At 60.2% G+C, this 14,818-nt stretch carries 16 protein-coding genes and 1 tRNA gene; 8 read left to right on the top strand and 9 right to left on the bottom strand.

Annotation, left to right across the window (positions count from 1 at the left end):
- Window positions 1-12 precede the first annotated feature (12 nt).
- Window positions 13-429 (top strand): iron response transcriptional regulator IrrA, encoded by a 417-nt coding sequence (gene irrA, locus GH983_RS20665; RefSeq protein ID WP_006725267.1) that lies wholly within the window; start codon window positions 13-15, stop codon window positions 427-429.
- Between the two features lie 18 nt (window positions 430-447).
- Here irrA and GH983_RS20660 read toward each other — a convergent pair whose 3' ends face one another.
- Window positions 448-1,083, bottom strand: coding sequence for a trimeric intracellular cation channel family protein (locus GH983_RS20660; protein WP_054149379.1), 636 nt, complete (start codon window positions 1,081-1,083; stop codon window positions 448-450).
- Between the two features lie 125 nt (window positions 1,084-1,208).
- On the opposite strand from GH983_RS20660, the gene GH983_RS20655 reads away from it, so the two are divergent.
- Complete coding sequence (locus GH983_RS20655) at window positions 1,209-1,682, top strand: hypothetical protein (RefSeq protein ID WP_054149378.1); 474 nt, start codon at window positions 1,209-1,211, stop codon at window positions 1,680-1,682.
- A gap of 3 nt (window positions 1,683-1,685) precedes the next feature.
- On the opposite strand, the gene GH983_RS20650 is transcribed toward GH983_RS20655, so the two are convergent.
- Entirely contained in the window at window positions 1,686-2,477 is a 792-nt protein-coding gene (locus GH983_RS20650; protein ID WP_054149377.1) for a YdcF family protein, read from the bottom strand.
- A 140-nt stretch (window positions 2,478-2,617) separates the two neighbouring features.
- On the opposite strand from GH983_RS20650, the gene GH983_RS20645 reads away from it, so the two are divergent.
- The gene (locus GH983_RS20645) at window positions 2,618-2,815 is read left to right on the top strand and encodes a hypothetical protein (protein WP_153763373.1); all 198 of its coding nucleotides are present in this window, start codon (window positions 2,618-2,620) and stop codon (window positions 2,813-2,815) included.
- Between the two features lie 106 nt (window positions 2,816-2,921).
- Here GH983_RS20645 and GH983_RS20640 read toward each other — a convergent pair whose 3' ends face one another.
- The 3 genes from GH983_RS20640 to GH983_RS20630 all read right to left on the bottom strand — a co-directional run bounded on the left by GH983_RS20640 (window position 2,922) and on the right by GH983_RS20630 (window position 5,347).
- Window positions 2,922-4,487: a hypothetical protein gene (locus tag GH983_RS20640; RefSeq protein WP_153763372.1), complete on the bottom strand. Its 1,566-nt coding sequence runs from the start codon at window positions 4,485-4,487 to the stop codon at window positions 2,922-2,924.
- Between the two features lie 242 nt (window positions 4,488-4,729).
- Window positions 4,730-4,805 (bottom strand) — tRNA-Ala (locus GH983_RS20635).
- Between the two features lie 155 nt (window positions 4,806-4,960).
- A complete protein-coding gene (locus GH983_RS20630; protein WP_054149375.1) occupies window positions 4,961-5,347 on the bottom strand; it encodes a TIGR02300 family protein in 387 nt (128 codons plus the stop codon).
- A gap of 220 nt (window positions 5,348-5,567) precedes the next feature.
- On the opposite strand from GH983_RS20630, the gene cmk reads away from it, so the two are divergent.
- Together cmk and rpsA are read left to right on the top strand one after the other, a co-directional pair.
- Window positions 5,568-6,194: a (d)CMP kinase gene (gene cmk / locus GH983_RS20625; RefSeq protein ID WP_153763371.1), complete on the top strand. Its 627-nt coding sequence runs from the start codon at window positions 5,568-5,570 to the stop codon at window positions 6,192-6,194.
- Window positions 6,195-6,346: 152 nt separating this feature from the next.
- On the top strand, window positions 6,347-8,050 hold the full coding sequence (gene rpsA / locus GH983_RS20620; protein ID WP_054149374.1) for a 30S ribosomal protein S1: 1,704 nt from the start codon (window positions 6,347-6,349) through the stop codon (window positions 8,048-8,050).
- Between the two features lie 71 nt (window positions 8,051-8,121).
- On the opposite strand, the gene GH983_RS20615 is transcribed toward rpsA, so the two are convergent.
- Window positions 8,122-9,834: a hypothetical protein gene (locus GH983_RS20615; protein WP_153763370.1), complete on the bottom strand. Its 1,713-nt coding sequence runs from the start codon at window positions 9,832-9,834 to the stop codon at window positions 8,122-8,124.
- Between the two features lie 213 nt (window positions 9,835-10,047).
- Here GH983_RS20615 and GH983_RS20610 point away from each other — a divergent pair, with 213 nt between their 5' ends.
- Window positions 10,048-11,445 (top strand): nicotinate phosphoribosyltransferase, encoded by a 1,398-nt coding sequence (locus tag GH983_RS20610; protein WP_194842762.1) that lies wholly within the window; start codon window positions 10,048-10,050, stop codon window positions 11,443-11,445.
- A 1-nt stretch (window position 11,446) separates the two neighbouring features.
- Here GH983_RS20610 and GH983_RS20605 read toward each other — a convergent pair whose 3' ends face one another.
- On the bottom strand, window positions 11,447-11,698 hold the full coding sequence (locus GH983_RS20605) for a hypothetical protein (RefSeq protein ID WP_069042634.1): 252 nt from the start codon (window positions 11,696-11,698) through the stop codon (window positions 11,447-11,449).
- A 154-nt stretch (window positions 11,699-11,852) separates the two neighbouring features.
- On the opposite strand from GH983_RS20605, the gene GH983_RS20600 reads away from it, so the two are divergent.
- Window positions 11,853-12,176: a DUF6665 family protein gene (locus GH983_RS20600; protein ID WP_153763369.1), complete on the top strand. Its 324-nt coding sequence runs from the start codon at window positions 11,853-11,855 to the stop codon at window positions 12,174-12,176.
- A gap of 14 nt (window positions 12,177-12,190) precedes the next feature.
- Here GH983_RS20600 and GH983_RS20595 read toward each other — a convergent pair whose 3' ends face one another.
- Window positions 12,191-12,814, bottom strand: a complete 624-nt coding sequence (locus tag GH983_RS20595; RefSeq protein ID WP_054149370.1) for a ribonuclease D — start codon at window positions 12,812-12,814, stop codon at window positions 12,191-12,193.
- A gap of 175 nt (window positions 12,815-12,989) precedes the next feature.
- A complete protein-coding gene (locus GH983_RS24165) occupies window positions 12,990-13,160 on the bottom strand; it encodes a hypothetical protein (protein WP_171901535.1) in 171 nt (56 codons plus the stop codon).
- A 226-nt stretch (window positions 13,161-13,386) separates the two neighbouring features.
- Here GH983_RS24165 and GH983_RS20585 point away from each other — a divergent pair, with 226 nt between their 5' ends.
- On the top strand, window positions 13,387-14,811 hold the full coding sequence (locus GH983_RS20585; protein WP_153763367.1) for a phosphomannomutase: 1,425 nt from the start codon (window positions 13,387-13,389) through the stop codon (window positions 14,809-14,811).
- The last annotated feature ends 7 nt before the right edge of the window (window positions 14,812-14,818 follow it).

Below are 14,818 nucleotides of genomic sequence, written 5' to 3'. Positions count from 1 at the left end.
GCGTCTTTGACGATGGCAACCTGCCAAACGGGTATCGAATTGAAACTGCGCCGCTCGGGCCTTCGCCCGACGAAGCAGCGTATTGCGCTGGCCGGCCTGCTGTTCGCAAAGGGTGACCGCCACCTGACCGTCGAAGAACTGCACGAAGAAGCGATCTCCGCCGATTTTCCCGTCTCGCTTGCGACCGTCTACAACACGCTGCACCAGTTCACCGAAGCAGGGCTGATCCGCGTTCTCGCGGTTGAAAGCTCCAAGACCTATTTCGACACGAACGTGTCCGACCATCACCATTTCTTCGTCGAAGGCGAGAACAAGGTGCTGGACATCCCCGTCAACAACATCAGCATCGACAATCTGCCGCCACCGCCGGAAGGCATGGAAATCGCGCATGTCGACGTTGTGATCCGGCTGCGCCCCAAGCAGGGCTGATCTCTCCCTCGCCTCGCCTCACATGACTTCATCCGGATGCCGGCCCGGCTTGTGTTTGTAGGTCGGAAACGTCCATCCGAAGTACAGCGCGCCGCCTCTGAGCGCAAAGGCTGCCAGGGCTCCGATCGCGGAGGCTGCATAAAGCGGCATGCCGAACTCGTTCGCCGCCGTGAAGACCGCCGCACCGACCAGAGCTGCGGTGATGTAGATCTCCGGCCGCAGAAGCACCGAGGGCTCATTGGCCAAGAGATCGCGCAACACACCGCCGAGGCTTGCCGTCAGGGTTCCCGTCACGATCGCAATTGTCGGGGAACCGGTTGCAGCGAGCCCCTTGGCCGCGCCCATGACGCAATAGGCCGAGAGCCCGATGGCATCGAGCCAGATCAACAGGCGATAACGCGATTCGACGAGATGGGCGGTGAAGAATACGACGACGCCGATCGCGCAGCAGATCAGGATGTAATCCGGATTCAGGACCCAGAACACCGGCACACGACCGAGCACGATGTCGCGCACCGTCCCGCCGCCGAGCCCGGTCACCACCGCGAAGAACAGAAAGCCGATCATGTCGAGCTGCTTGCGCGACGCCGCAAGGGCGCCGGTGGCAGCAAACAGGGCAATGCCCGCATAATCGAGATAAGACAGGAGCGACATGGCTTCTTTCCTCGCTGGAGCCTCCGGTCCGGGCGAGATTTGCCGCACGCCGTTAAGGGTGAGGCAAGACGCAGCCGCTAGACTTCCCCCTCGTTCAGCACAGATTGCGATCCGGAGTCCAGACCGTGCCATTCCTATTCCGCCTCCTCCTCGTCGTCGCGACCGGCATTTTTGCCGCGCCCGCCTTCGCGCAGCAGGAATTGCTGACCGATCCCGAGATCTACGAGAAGAACCACTACGCCAAGCGCTGTGATGCCGTGCAGTTTGGCGGTCGCTTCATCGACCGAATCGACATCAACAACGACGGCATCACCGACGTCGTCACGAATAGCAGCGAAATCGTCTGCGACGGCGTGCGCGGGCCCGATTGCACAGCCGAAGGATGCCCCTTCAACTTCTATCTTCAGGTGAAGGAAGGTGGCTACTTCATGATCGCCACGGCGCAGATGTACTCCTACGACTTCATCCAGCGCTTCGGCAACATGGTCTTCATCCTGAAGATGCATCCGCGCTATTGCGAGCGGGAAGAGGGCCAGGAGCCTTGCGCGATGACGGTTCGCGTGCGTGGCACCAAATTCCTCACGATCTCGAAAAAGTGACGTTTACGGCGCGGGAAAGACGTCGTCGATCCTGCCGAGAATTCGATAGGCGGCAAGCCCCACCCACTCGCGGACGGCTGTCGACATCTGCTGCGCGTTCAGGGTCGGCTGCGTGAAGTCGAGCGCGAAGGACAGATTGCCGGCGGTGCGATAATCGACCGGCCAGGGCGCCACATCCACACCTGCCTTTCGAAACAGCCCGACGGAGCGTGGCATGTGGAAGGCAGACGTGATCAGCAGGCATTGACCCAGATCGCGCTCGGACAGAAGTTCGCGACTATTCTTTGCGTTTTCATCGGTGTTTCTGGATGTCGTTTCGGCGATGAGCCGGTCGCGTGATACCCCGAAAGCCTCGAAGAAACGGATCGAGGCCGCGGCGTCGCCCTCATAGACGCCACTCAGGGATCCGTCGCCGCCAGACACGAGAATGCTTGCCTCGGGATATCGTATTGCCAGGCGCAGCGCTTCGACGAAGCGGTCGGCCGCCTGATTGAGATCCACGCCGCCACGGGCTGTCGTGACTTCGGTCTCGAAGGCACCACCCAGCACGATCATGCAGGATACGTCTGAGGGATCCACCACCGGCCGGGGAAATCGAGCCTCGAGGCTTTGCAGCAGCACGGAGCCAAGGGTCGTATAGAGGGTGAGGAACAGAATCAGAAGCGAGAGCGACAGGGCGGCCACGGCCGACCGGAGCCAGCGGAACCAGATCAAGGCCAGCGCAAGCAGCCCAAGCAGGAAAACGAGCGAGAGCGGCTGGACGGCATTCCAGAACAGCTTGGAAATGACAAACACCGCGCGCGCTCCTCACAAACATCTCAGGCCGTTGCGCGAGTTCCCCGCCCTTAGGGGAGGAAAGCTTCGCTCAAGCAGGCGTTACTAAACCCTCGTCCCACTGTCACCCATTTCGATTCTAAATTTTCCGGGAGGAAACCATGCGATTTGCCATCGACACCGTGGACGACTCCGGCAATGACCGCCTCTACATCGGCACGCCCGTGCATGTCAGCGACGACAAGCTGCATCTGAAGCTGCGCGACGGCGAGGTGAAGCTCGACATTCGCAAGATCATCGACTGGTTCCAGATCGATCTCTCGGAGAGCGGCGAGCGGGTGGAATTGTTTCGGCGGTGAGGGGGGATTGCACGGCGCCAAAGGCTAACCCAAGCACCCCTATTCTCACGCTTTAGAACTGTTGTTATACAAGCAGAGCTTGGCGGTAATTGCTCGACATTCTAAATTACCTTTTTGCGCGACTGCGAGCCCTTGCAGCGGCGGCTCTCCTTGACCTTCGATTGCCCCCCGGGGACCCTGCTCGTCCATGCCCAGGAACATCAGGATACTCTTTGTCCCGATATGGCCGCTCCTTTATTTTGGTCCAAATTCTCAGGTTCTGGCAAAGCTCCTCGTGCTCCCGCCTGTCTTCCACGGTCCACTCCTGCTGTAGCATCAGAAGGTTGTCTTCCGAAGCACCTCCGCCTTGGCCCGGGGGCTCCATAGCCACCCCCACCACTCTCTTCAGGTGTGGCTTATCCATGAGAACGGCTTTTGCGTAGGCTTGGAGATACCCAGTTCTGACTTGGCGATAGGCATCGTAACCGCCACGGGATTTCATCCAATCCATGAACTTCAGAGTAACAATGAAAAAGCCCGTTTCCGTTGACCCAGCACTCCCGGCAACGAGGCGGAAGAAGATTTCTTTGGTGCGCCCTATCTCAAGAGCGCCTATCACTGCCCGGCTCAGGCCGCGCCTCATGAAACGATTCTCAAGTGCCATGTAGCGAACGGCTTGCTCACTGCCTTTGAGCGAGTACTCATAGCCCGGCAACACAATTGAAGTTCCGTCTAGAAGATGGGTGGTGAACGCCTCGATTAGTCGATCCCACACATACGAGACCTGATCGACCTCCTTTTTCGCGAGATACTGTGGCTCCCGCAACATCCGAGAGTAACCGCCCTCTATGCTGATGGAACCAATAGCTTCCCAACTTTCGCCGCCGGGCGCTGAGAAGTCATGCTGCCCATCGTCGTTTATACGGGTCGCATAGTAAGCAAGGAGATCTTCCTCGCCGGACGCCAGATCAAGTCTCCCCGACCGAATGAACGCGGCCCTCTTGTCGAGATACTCGGTGAAATCCGTGATGGTATCCAGCTCCTGCAACACAACATCCAAAGCGACCTCATCGAAGACATGTACAAAGTCCTCTTCCGGTTCTATGTCGCCAACAGCGAAAGGCGCAAAGCTTGGATGATCAGCATCAAGATGGTGCCGCCCCAACAGTCCAGGGCGTATAGGCAGTGTCCCTGAGCCACCTCTAAAGTAGGTGCGGGAGGCATTGGCTGCGCCCCCGGCAACGATGACGCGATGTATGCGGCGGCGATTGGGACTTGGTAAGTCGAGCGGAAACGCTTCGGTACATTCCTTGTCGAGAAAGATGCGTTCGGGAAATTCCTTGATCCAGCGCTCGGCGCCACGCAACTGCTTCGCAGCATCGAACACTGCTCGCTTCAACCAGCGCGTCCAGGCAACCTCAACCGGTGCATCTGTCCATTTGATCTGCTTCTCGCTGAAGATGACGATATGCGGATCACATACTACCAAGAGATCGCAGAGCTCTTTGCCGTCTCCTGCTCCCTGTAGCTTTTGCTCCCGGTATGGACTCGGATACGACCAGAGGTTCAGAAACGTCCGGTCACCCAGACGAGCAAGATAGCGCTCTGTTTCAGTGAAACCTGATGATTTTGTTATCGGAGGCCGCAGTTGCTCAATGAACTCCGACATGCCTTCTGGCTGGTCATCCTGCATCTAAGCGCCCTCCTCAGCCGAGAAGATCATAATCGACGCTGGCCGTCACCCTAGGCGTTACCAGAGGCGGAGGGCATCCAGAATGGTCCCGCTTATGCGATCAGCGAAACAGGCCATATCATGCTTCGTTGGAACCAAATGTGGTCGGACATTTGACGTAGGTACTTTGTTGGGTACTTACAGCGAGCCAAAAAGCCACCAATCCGTTGAAATCGTTTATGATTTATGGAGTACTGGAAATTTGGTGGAGCTAAGCGGGATCGAACCGCTGACCTCTTGCATGCCATGCAAGCGCTCTCCCAGCTGAGCTATAGCCCCATCAGGGTACCGGGTTTATTCCGGCTCCGGGAACCCGTTTGAAAGCACCGCTTCCGTCGGGGTGGCGGCTTGATACTTCCGGTAATCGGAGATGGCAAGCCGAAAAATGAAAGCCCGGGCATTTTTTTAGGCCCGGGCTCGAAATGCTTGAAATATCAGACTTCGTCGTCGTCGCCGGTGACGCCGATCAGGCCGGTCATGTCATCGTCGTCGTCGTCTTCGTCAGCTTCCAGGAAGGTGTCGTCATCGTCGCCGTCGATCTCGACGTCGTCGTCGCCCATATCAGGGATGTCGTCGCCGCTGGCCGTTTCGTCAGCGTCCTCGAGCGAGACGAGCTCGACATCGGTGTTTTCGGTATCGACTTCCGCGACGTCCTCTTCCTCAGCCTTTTCCATGATGGCTGCGACCGAGGTTTCCTCGAAATAGGAAAGCGGCCAGGACTTGTTCGTGTACGGCGACACGATCGGGTCCTTGTTCAGGTCGTAGAATTTCTTGCCGGTGTCGGGGCAAGTCCGTTTCGTTCCAAGTTCTGCCTTCGCCACTGTCAAAGCCTCATGAAGTCGTGAAGAATAAGGGCATGCGCCAAGCGCCCGGCGCGAGGCCGGCCAAACTGTAGTCGGTCCCCTTAATCGCTGATGCCCTTCCTGTCAAAGGCTATCTGCGCAGGTATTTTGGCAACCGGGGGTTCACATGCTTCGCTTGGCAAGGGCTGCCAAGATTTGTATCAGCGATGGCATCAACGATAGAGACAATGAGGACCGGATGATCATTGCAATCGACGGACCGGCCGCCGCCGGCAAGGGGACGCTGTCGCGCCGGATCGCGGAGACCTACGGGTTCCACCATCTCGACACCGGGCTCACCTATCGCGCGACCGCAAAGGCGCTGCTCGACGCCGGGTTATCCCTCGATGATGAGGCGGTGGCGGAGCGCATGGCGCTTGCCGTGGAGCTCGCCGGTTTGGACCGCGACGTTCTCTCGGCGCACGAGATCGGCGAAGCAGCGTCGAAGATCGCGGTCATGCCGGCCGTTCGCCGGGCGCTGGCCGAGGCACAGCGTGCCTTTTCGAAGCGCGCGCCCGGCACCGTGCTCGACGGCCGCGATATCGGCACCGTCGTCTGCCCGGATGCTCCGGTCAAACTTTACGTGACGGCGTCACCCGAGGTTCGTGCGAAACGCCGTTATGACGAGATCCTGTCGAAGGGCGGCAGCGCGGATTTCGACGCGATCTTCGCCGATGTGAAGAAACGCGACGAGCGGGACATGGGACGGGCCGACAGCCCTTTGAAACCAGCTGAAGACGCGCACTTGCTAGACACTTCCGAAATGAGTATAGAGGCCGCATTCTCGGCGGCGAAGGTTATCATCGACGCTGCCCTGACGAAATGAAGTGACCAGGTTTCGGACAAGCCGGAGCCTGAGGGCCGACATCCAGTCCCCGCGCCGGAATTGCTCTTCTAAAAGAGCGGATCGGTTGTTGGCCAAGATCAACACTAGCCCCCGGCGCTCACGCATCCAGATGGATGCGACCAGGAGATTTCATGTCTGTTTCTACCCCGTCGCGTGAGGACTTCGCAGCCCTCCTCGAAGAATCCTTTGCCAAGACCGATCTGGCAGAAGGCTATGTTGCCAAGGGCATCATCACGGCCATCGAGAAGGACGTCGCAATCGTTGACGTCGGCCTCAAGGTCGAAGGCCGTATCGCACTGAAGGAATTCGGTGCACGCGCCAAGGACGGCACGCTGAAGGTCGGCGACGAAGTCGAAGTTTACGTCGAGCGCATCGAAAACGCTCTCGGCGAAGCTGTTCTGTCGCGCGAGAAGGCTCGTCGCGAAGAAAGCTGGATCAAGCTCGAAGCCAAGTTCGAAGCTGGCGAGCGCGTTGAAGGCGTTATCTTCAACCAGGTCAAGGGCGGCTTCACGGTTGACCTCGACGGCGCTGTTGCCTTCCTTCCGCGTTCGCAGGTCGACATCCGTCCGATCCGCGACGTGACCCCGCTGATGCACAACCCGCAGCCCTTCGAAATCCTCAAGATGGACAAGCGTCGCGGCAACATCGTTGTTTCGCGTCGTACGGTTCTCGAAGAGAGCCGCGCCGAGCAGCGTTCGGAAATCGTGCAGAACCTCGAAGAAGGCCAGGTTGTTGACGGCGTCGTCAAGAACATCACCGATTACGGTGCGTTCGTTGACCTCGGCGGCATCGACGGCCTGCTGCACGTCACCGACATGGCATGGCGCCGCGTCAACCATCCTTCGGAAATCCTGTCCATCGGCCAGTCGGTCAAGGTTCAGATCATCCGTATCAACCAGGAAACCCACCGCATCTCGCTCGGCATGAAGCAGCTCGAGTCGGATCCGTGGGATGGCATCGCTGCCAAGTACCCGGTTGGCAAGAAGATCTCCGGTACCGTCACGAACATCACCGACTACGGTGCATTCGTCGAGCTGGAGCCGGGCATCGAAGGCCTGATCCACATCTCGGAAATGTCCTGGACGAAGAAGAACGTTCATCCCGGCAAGATCCTTTCGACCACGCAGGACGTCGACGTCGTCGTTCTCGAAGTCGATCCGTCCAAGCGCCGTATCTCGCTCGGTCTCAAGCAGACCCTCGAGAACCCGTGGCAGGCATTTGCCTTCAGCCATCCGGCCGGCACTGAAGTCGAAGGCGAAGTCAAGAACAAGACCGAGTTCGGCCTGTTCATTGGCCTCGAAGGCGACGTGGACGGCATGGTTCACCTGTCGGATCTCGACTGGAACCGTCCGGGCGAGCAGGTCATCGAAGAGTTCAACAAGGGTGACGTGGTCAAGGCCGTCGTTCTCGATGTTGACGTCGAGAAGGAACGCATCTCGCTCGGCATCAAGCAGCTCGGCCGCGACGCTGTTGGCGAAGCCGCAACTTCGGGCGAACTGCGCAAGAACGCTGTCGTTTCGTGCGAAGTCATCGGCATCAATGATGGTGGCGTCGAAGTGAAGCTCGTCAGCCACGAAGACATCACGTCCTTCATCCGCCGCAACGACCTGGCCCGCGATCGTGACGATCAGCGTCCGGAGCGTTTCTCGGTTGGTCAGGTTTTTGACGCTCGCGTCACCAACTTCTCCAAGAAGGACCGCAAGGTCATGCTGTCGATCAAGGCTCTCGAGATCGCAGAAGAGAAGGAAGCCGTTGCTCAGTTCGGTTCGTCCGACTCTGGCGCTTCGCTCGGCGACATTCTGGGTGCAGCCCTGAAGAACCGCAACAACGACTAATCCTCGCTGTTCGCTGAATGCAAAGAACCCGCCGGGAGCGATCCCGGCGGGTTTTTCTTTGGTCTTGAGTATCAGTTGAGACCGGCCATCCGCAGGTAGAGCTCGTGAGCGGGCTCGGGCGGGAGCGGCAAAGCCGTCTCTGCAGGCGCCGGGAGGGCGGACCGCTCAGCCACCATGCTCTCCTGCATATACGTCTCCGCTGGTTCACCGGCCGGGCGCTCGTCTTCGGGCATCACGACGTCTGCGGCATCCTCGTCACCATCGACAGCTTCGTCCCTGTCATCGTCCTCGGCATCCGTCTCCCCATCCCGATTGCCGGAATCCTCTTCTTCCTTTTCCTCGACGCGTTCCACGTCGAATTCGTCTTCCACTTGGTAGGGAATGAAGGGTAAAGGCATGCCTTCCCGCGCAATCGGAAACCTCGCCAGCGCCTGCTCCGACAACGGGATTGCGCCGGGCGTTGAGCGCTCCTCTGTCGTTTCCGTCAGGGCTGCATCCTGCATGCGCGCTAGCTGCTCGGCTGAATCGCTCATTTCGTCGGATGAAGCCGGCGGCGCGGCAGGTGTCGCCGCCAGTTGCGTTTCCATGCCGGGAGAGATGCCCGGCCGGGCTGTGGCTTGCGGCTCGGTCGAAAGGCTCTTCAGTTGCAGGAGTGTCCGAACGAAATCCGATTCGAGCAGTTCGGCGAGCCAGCCCGCCGGCATCGGTGGTGTCGGCCTCGCCTGCCCCGGCACGGCGATCACCGGCATGGCTGCGGGAGATCCAGCGGAGGGCGTCTGGCGATCAGGGGTGCCGATCCCACCAGGAGCCCGTTCTTCCGGCTGTCTGGCGGCCTGGCTTGCTGGCATGAGCAGTCTTTGGCCGCTTTCGGCTTGCGTGGCTGGGCTGCCGGTGGGCGATTGCGGCAGGCCTGCGAACGGTGCCGCTCGGCTCGTCTGCGGTTCCGTCCCGGCCTTCTGCAGCGGCTGGCTTGCGCCTGTCGCCACCTGCAAACTTTCGGGTCGACCGGACGCAGTACCGAGGCCCGGCAGGGAACCGGATGGCGTTGCCGTTGTGGCTCGAGCGGAGCGTGCCACATCCAAGTCTGGGCGCTGCGGCGGACCAGCATTCGCGGCGCGCACTTCGGCATTGCCTTTGGCTTCGGCGGCGGCTGGCGTGTTCAGAGGTCTGTTTTGCCCGGCTGCCGTCTGTGCGGTGCGTTGAGGGTCGTTCGGCGCACGTCCGACATCGTTTGCGGCCATGGGACGGCTGACGCTCTGAGCCGTCGGGCGAGCTTCGCCGGCCGCCTCCCGATAGGACGAGATGACCGAGCGCGCCGCTCCGTCCCTGTCCGTCTGACGATAGAGTTCGAGATAGAGTGCCAGGGTTGCCCGTTCTGGGCCCGAGGGGGTGGCCATGGCCGCCAGCAGTGTGCGCAACTGCAGTCCGGCAAATGACTGGGTCAGAAGCTTCTGCAGCTTCAGGCGATCGGCGGCCGGCAGTGCCGCGATGCCTTCGATCAAGCGACCCATGTAGTCGCCAGGCGTCTCGTCGGCCCGCCGCTCGATCTTCAGGGCGGCGCCGAGGACGTCTGCCAGAACAGAAAGATTCTGAGACATGCGCTCCGGACCCGACAGGAGCATGATGTTCAACTGACCGGCGATTGCAGCGCTCTGGTTGATGGCCGTTGGCATTGGCGGTGAGGCAAGCGCTGTTGCGCGAGAGCCGGCCGGTTGCTCCGGTCGCGGCTTTGCCTCGGTCGCAGACGTGTAGGGCACAGGGGACGCAAGGACTGGAGGAAGCATGGCAACCTCTCCGGTTCTGGTGCCTCGGGACAATAGTTTCGGGCGATGTCTTAAGCCGTACCACGGCTGCCCGATCCTCAATCCTTGCCTGATTTGGTTAATGAAGCACTAAGACGCAATCTCAACGGGCGACACCAGCCTCGCGCATTGATTGGCGTGCACGATGGACGAGGCGGCGCACTGTCGCCGATTCGATCCAACACGGACGCAGGCATGACACGCAATCTTCTCCTGAACACCGACAGCTACAAGCTTGGCGTCTTTCTGCAGTATCCGAAAGATACGCGGGCCGTCAGCGCCTTCGTCACCACGCGGGGCAACTCCTTCCGTCCCGAGGTGATGTTCTTTGGTCTGCAGATGTTCCTGAAAGACTACCTGTCGAAGCCGATCAGCCGTGGTGACATCGAGGAAGCCGAAGAGATTGCACGCCACCACGGCCAGCCTTTCGATCGCAAGGGGTGGGAGCATATTCTGAATGCGCATGGCGGACTGTTGCCGCTGCGCATCGAGGCACTGCCCGAAGGCGCCGCAATCCGCCGCGGGGTGCCCGTCATGCAGGTGGTCAACACCGATCCTCTCGTGCCGTGGCTCACCTCCTATATGGAGACCGCGCTGCTTCGCGCCGTCTGGTATCCGTCGACTGTCGCGACGACGGCCTGGCGCATCCGGATGGCGATACAACCCTTCCTGGACCGGACAACGGACGATCCAGACGGGCTGCAACCGAGCCGGATCAGCGACTACGGTTGCCGCAGCACATCCAGCGTCGAACAGGCGGCGATCGGCGGGGCGGCGCATCTCGTGCACTTCCACAGCTCTGATTCGCTTCCCGCCATTCTGCAGGCCCGTCGCTTCTACAAGGCCTCGATGCCGGCCCAGTCGATCCCGGCTGCCGAACATGGAACGATCATTGCCTGGGGCCAGCCGCACGAGACGGAAGCCTATTCCCACATGATCGACAATTTCGCGAGTTTCGGCGGCTATTCCGTTGTCTCCGATAGCTTCGACCTCCACAACGCCGTTTCAGAGATCTGGGGCAAGAAACTGCAGACCAAGGTGCGCGCTGCCGGTGGCGTTCTCGTGGTGCGGCCGGATAGTGGCGATCCGATCGAGACACCGGTCCAGGTCGTGGCCCAACTCGCCTACGCCTTTGGCACACGGCTGAACGGCAGGGGTTTCAAGGTGCTCGACGGCAATGTCCGGGTGATCCAGTCGGACGGCGTTTCGATCCAGGATATTCAGATGATCCTGGGCCGGCTCGAAGGCATGGGCTTCTCCTCCGAAAACATCTCCTTCGGCATGGGATCGGGCCTGCTGCACAAGATCAACAGGGACACGATGTCCTTCACCATGCGCACGAGCGCCGTTCAGGACGATAAAGGCCAGTGGCGTCCGGTTGTGCGCCGCCCGTCCAATCCGCAGCAGAAGGTGTCAATGGCAGGCCGTGTGGCCACGATCGCCGATGGCTATGACATCATGCCGATCCAGCTGGAAGATCTCGGGAACCGCCCCAACCTCTTGCAGCCGGTCTGGCAGGACGGGGAGCTTCTGGTGGACTGGAGCCTGGACGAAATCCGGGCGAGGGCAACGATCGCCAGCCTGCCGCGCTAGCTTAATCGACGAGACGCATGAACCGCGGATAGAGGCCAGCCTCATCCGAGGGGACTGGAACGCGCTCGCCAAAAGCCTCGTCCGAGCGGCTGCGCTCATCGACGATAAATGCGTCCAGCCAGTTGGCTGGCGCATATTGCGGGCCCTGGTCTTCAATGTCAGCTTGTTCCGCAGGCGCTTCGATCAGATCGAGATCATAGCTGGATGAACTACGCGATACCGAGTCTAAGAGGATAGTAGCTGCTTCCGTCATGGTCGCCTGATCAACGCCTTATGTGCAACGAGCAACTTGAAAGGCTCGCCGCGTCACCAATTTCCATGCGGGGATCATGCGAAGTCTCGGTTAATGAAACCTTGGCGAAATGGGCAAAGCTCCCCTCAAATCTCACCCATGAGAAGATCTAGCCATGAGCTTCAAAACTCCAGCCTCTCTGCTTTCTCCGGCGCTTCACGACAGCGTCACGCCCCTCGACCTGGAACTGGCCGGTGAAAAGGCCGATGCCTTGGCACGGGCGGGCCGGAAGGCTGAGGAGGCTCTTGAGACGCTGGCTGGCGCGCGCGGTGTGGACGGCACCCCGATTGAGGCCCTGCGCCATGCAGCAGCCGACGCGGTGTTTTGCTTGATGATCCAGCGGGAGCTTTGTGGTTTGCGAAACCAGGGCGATATGATCCGACGGTATGCCATCCCGGCCGATGTCATGTCCCGGGTCGGCATTGTCAGGCGCGGCTGAGGCCGCCAGGCAGGTCAGCTATGCGCGAAGATGTCGGTTTCTTCCCAGCCGAGAAGATCGAGCTTGGACCGCGTGGGAAGGAATTCGAAGCAAGCCTTGGCATGTTCCATCCGGTCGTCGCGCAAAAGGCGCTGCGTGAGCTTGTCGCGGAGGGCATGCAGATGCAGCACGTCCGAGGCCGCATATTCGAGCTGCGCCTGGCTCAGGGTCTCGGCAGCCCAGTCAGACGATTGCTGCGCCTTGGAGATATCGACCTCTAGCATTTCCTTGAGATTGTCCTTGAGACCATGCCGATCGGTGTAGGTGCGGGTCAAGCGGGATGCAATCTTGGTGCAGAACACGTTGGTCGTGGTCACGCCGAAGGTTTGAAACAGGACCGCAATATCGAAGCGACCATAATGGAAGATCTTCTGTCGGGCCGGGTCCGCGAGCATCGCCACGAGGTTGGGCGCATCCTTTTGATTTTTGGCGATCCGGATTACGTCGGCGGTTCCGTTACCGGGAGACAGTTGGACGACGCAGAGACGATCGCGGCGAGGGACGAGGCCGAGGGTCTCCGTATCGATCGCAATGGCGTCGATATAGCGACCGGCGGCATCGGACGAGATGTCCCCCTCGTGATAGCGGATCGTCGTCATCGGTTACTCCAGAAGTCAGATGTTGTCCCTGCCCGCTATAGACCAAAGCACACCCTTGCACCATCCCGCGCCTGCCCGGACCACTCAAGGCGGTCACAGCCTTGTGATAGGTGCATGAGAAACTGCTAAGCAGGATAGAGATTTGCTCAATTGCTACGCAAACGCGCTTTTGTTTTCAGAGAAACGCGCCGATGCGAAAGATACGAAAGCGTGTCGCTGCAAAAATCGTAGCAGCGCGTTCCTGCCCGGACATCAAGCCATGCATTTTACGCACTGCTGCGTTGCAACAAGCGCGCTTGGCAGAATCGAGCGCCGTGGATATAACCAAAGCATCGAAGCGGCGCACTCCTCCTCCCAGTGCCGCTCGGTAGGATCGGCAATACTCCTCCTCCTCCCAATTGCCGATCAAGTTTAAGAGCCTGGCGCATCCTCCTCCCGCGCCAGGCTCTTTTCGTTTCTGGACCCCCCCACAGATTTGGACTTGCCTGACGGCCAAGCGATACTTCCGCTTGATGCCTTGGGTCACAGGCCCATATAACGCCATCTGTTCGCGAGACCCTCAGGAGGCATGCATGACAGTAAAGTTCGGTACGAGCGGCTTGAGAGGGCTTTCGACAGATCTCGTTGGCTCGGTCTCAGCACTTTATTCAACCGCCTTCGCAAGACACATGCTGGAAAGCGGCGCACTGCAGCCGGGATCGCCTGTCGTGGTCGGAAGCGACTTTCGTCCGTCGAGCCCGGAAATCTCATCCACGATCATGGCCGCGATGAAGCGCCTTGGCCTTGTTCCGATCGACTGCGGCACCATCCCAACCCCGGCGCTGGCGCTCTACGGCGCCTCGATCGGGGCGGCCGGGATCATGGTCACCGGCTCCCATATTCCCGCCGACCGCAACGGCATCAAATTCTACCGGCCCGATGGAGAGGTCAACAAGAGCGACGAGGAGGCGATCACGCGTCTCGCAGCCGCATTGAAAGACGATGCAGACGCCAACAAGGTCGAGGCCGGTTCCGGAACGGCTGGCGAGGCAGAGGCAACGCAGCTCTTCATCGACCGCAATCTCGGCATCCTTGCGCCCGATGCGCTGAGGGGAAAGCGGATCGGCATCTACCAACACAGTTCGGTCGCCCGCGACATGCTGGTCACGGTGTTTGAGCGTTGCGGAGCAACCGTGTTTCCGCTGGGGCGCTCGGAGCAGTTCATCCCTGTCGATACCGAAGCGGTATCGGCGGACACGGTCACGCAGCTTGCGCATTGGAGCGACGAACTCGCCCTCGACGCGATCATCTCGACGGATGGCGACGGGGACCGGCCGCTGGTGGCCGACGAGCATGGCAGGCCGCTGCGCGGCGATCTGCTCGGCCTGATCGTTTCCCGCTTCCTCAAGGCGAAGGTTGTAGCAACGCCTGTCACATCGAATTCCGGCCTCGAGCAGGACGGCGGCTTTGCCGTGCGCCGCACGCGCGTCGGCTCGCCTTTTGTCATCGCCGCCATGGAGGACGCGCTCTCGGCTGGAGAAGCCGGCGTGCTCGGCTTTGAGGCGAATGGCGGTCTGATGCTGGGATCAGATTTCACCATCGGTGAAAAGACCATCGCGGCTCTGCCGACCCGGGACAGCTTCCTGCCGGCGCTGGCCGTGCTCGGAACCGCGGCAGAACGCGGCCTTTCGCTTTCAGAACTGGTTGACGATTTCAATCTCCCGGTGGCGCTTAGCGACCGCCTGGAGAACTACGCAAGTGAACGCAGCGCCTCGCTTATGGCGCATCTCAGGGCATCGGGAGATCACTTGTCGGCTTTCCTCAGCCCAATCGGTGCCGTCGAAAGCGTCAGCGACATCGATGGATTGCGGGCAACGCTGGCCGATGGCCGGGTTATCCACTTTCGGCCCTCTGGCAATGCGCCGGAAATGCGCTGCTATGTCGAGGCCGCCAACAAGGAAGACGCAGAAGATCTGCTGAAGCAGGGGCTTTCGGTGCTCTCCAGCTGGACGGCCTGAACCGAGC

The organism is Agrobacterium sp. MA01 (genome assembly GCF_009650195.1).
Lineage (GTDB): Bacteria > Pseudomonadota > Alphaproteobacteria > Rhizobiales > Rhizobiaceae > Allorhizobium.
The sequence above is the reverse complement of the archived record's forward strand: the minus strand, read 5'-3'. Positions and strand labels throughout refer to the sequence as shown.

Excerpts from the sequence above, each read along its gene's own strand:
- GH983_RS20605 (WP_069042634.1), bottom strand. The coding sequence starts at position 11,698 with ATGACGGAAGCAGCTACTATCCTCTTAGACTCGGTATCGCGTAGTTCA.
- GH983_RS20610 (WP_194842762.1), top strand. The coding sequence starts at position 10,048 with ATGACACGCAATCTTCTCCTGAACACCGACAGCTACAAGCTTGGCGTC.
- GH983_RS20645 (WP_153763373.1), top strand. The coding sequence starts at position 2,618 with ATGCGATTTGCCATCGACACCGTGGACGACTCCGGCAATGACCGCCTC.
- GH983_RS20660 (WP_054149379.1), bottom strand. The coding sequence starts at position 1,083 with ATGTCGCTCCTGTCTTATCTCGATTATGCGGGCATTGCCCTGTTTGCT.
- cmk (WP_153763371.1), top strand. The coding sequence starts at position 5,568 with ATGATCATTGCAATCGACGGACCGGCCGCCGCCGGCAAGGGGACGCTG.
- GH983_RS20640 (WP_153763372.1), bottom strand. The coding sequence starts at position 4,487 with ATGCAGGATGACCAGCCAGAAGGCATGTCGGAGTTCATTGAGCAACTG.
- GH983_RS20615 (WP_153763370.1), bottom strand. The coding sequence starts at position 9,834 with ATGCTTCCTCCAGTCCTTGCGTCCCCTGTGCCCTACACGTCTGCGACC.
- GH983_RS20585 (WP_153763367.1), top strand. The coding sequence starts at position 13,387 with ATGACAGTAAAGTTCGGTACGAGCGGCTTGAGAGGGCTTTCGACAGAT.
- GH983_RS20600 (WP_153763369.1), top strand. The coding sequence starts at position 11,853 with ATGAGCTTCAAAACTCCAGCCTCTCTGCTTTCTCCGGCGCTTCACGAC.
- irrA (WP_006725267.1), top strand. The coding sequence starts at position 13 with ATGGCAACCTGCCAAACGGGTATCGAATTGAAACTGCGCCGCTCGGGC.
- rpsA (WP_054149374.1), top strand. The coding sequence starts at position 6,347 with ATGTCTGTTTCTACCCCGTCGCGTGAGGACTTCGCAGCCCTCCTCGAA.
- GH983_RS20595 (WP_054149370.1), bottom strand. The coding sequence starts at position 12,814 with ATGACGACGATCCGCTATCACGAGGGGGACATCTCGTCCGATGCCGCC.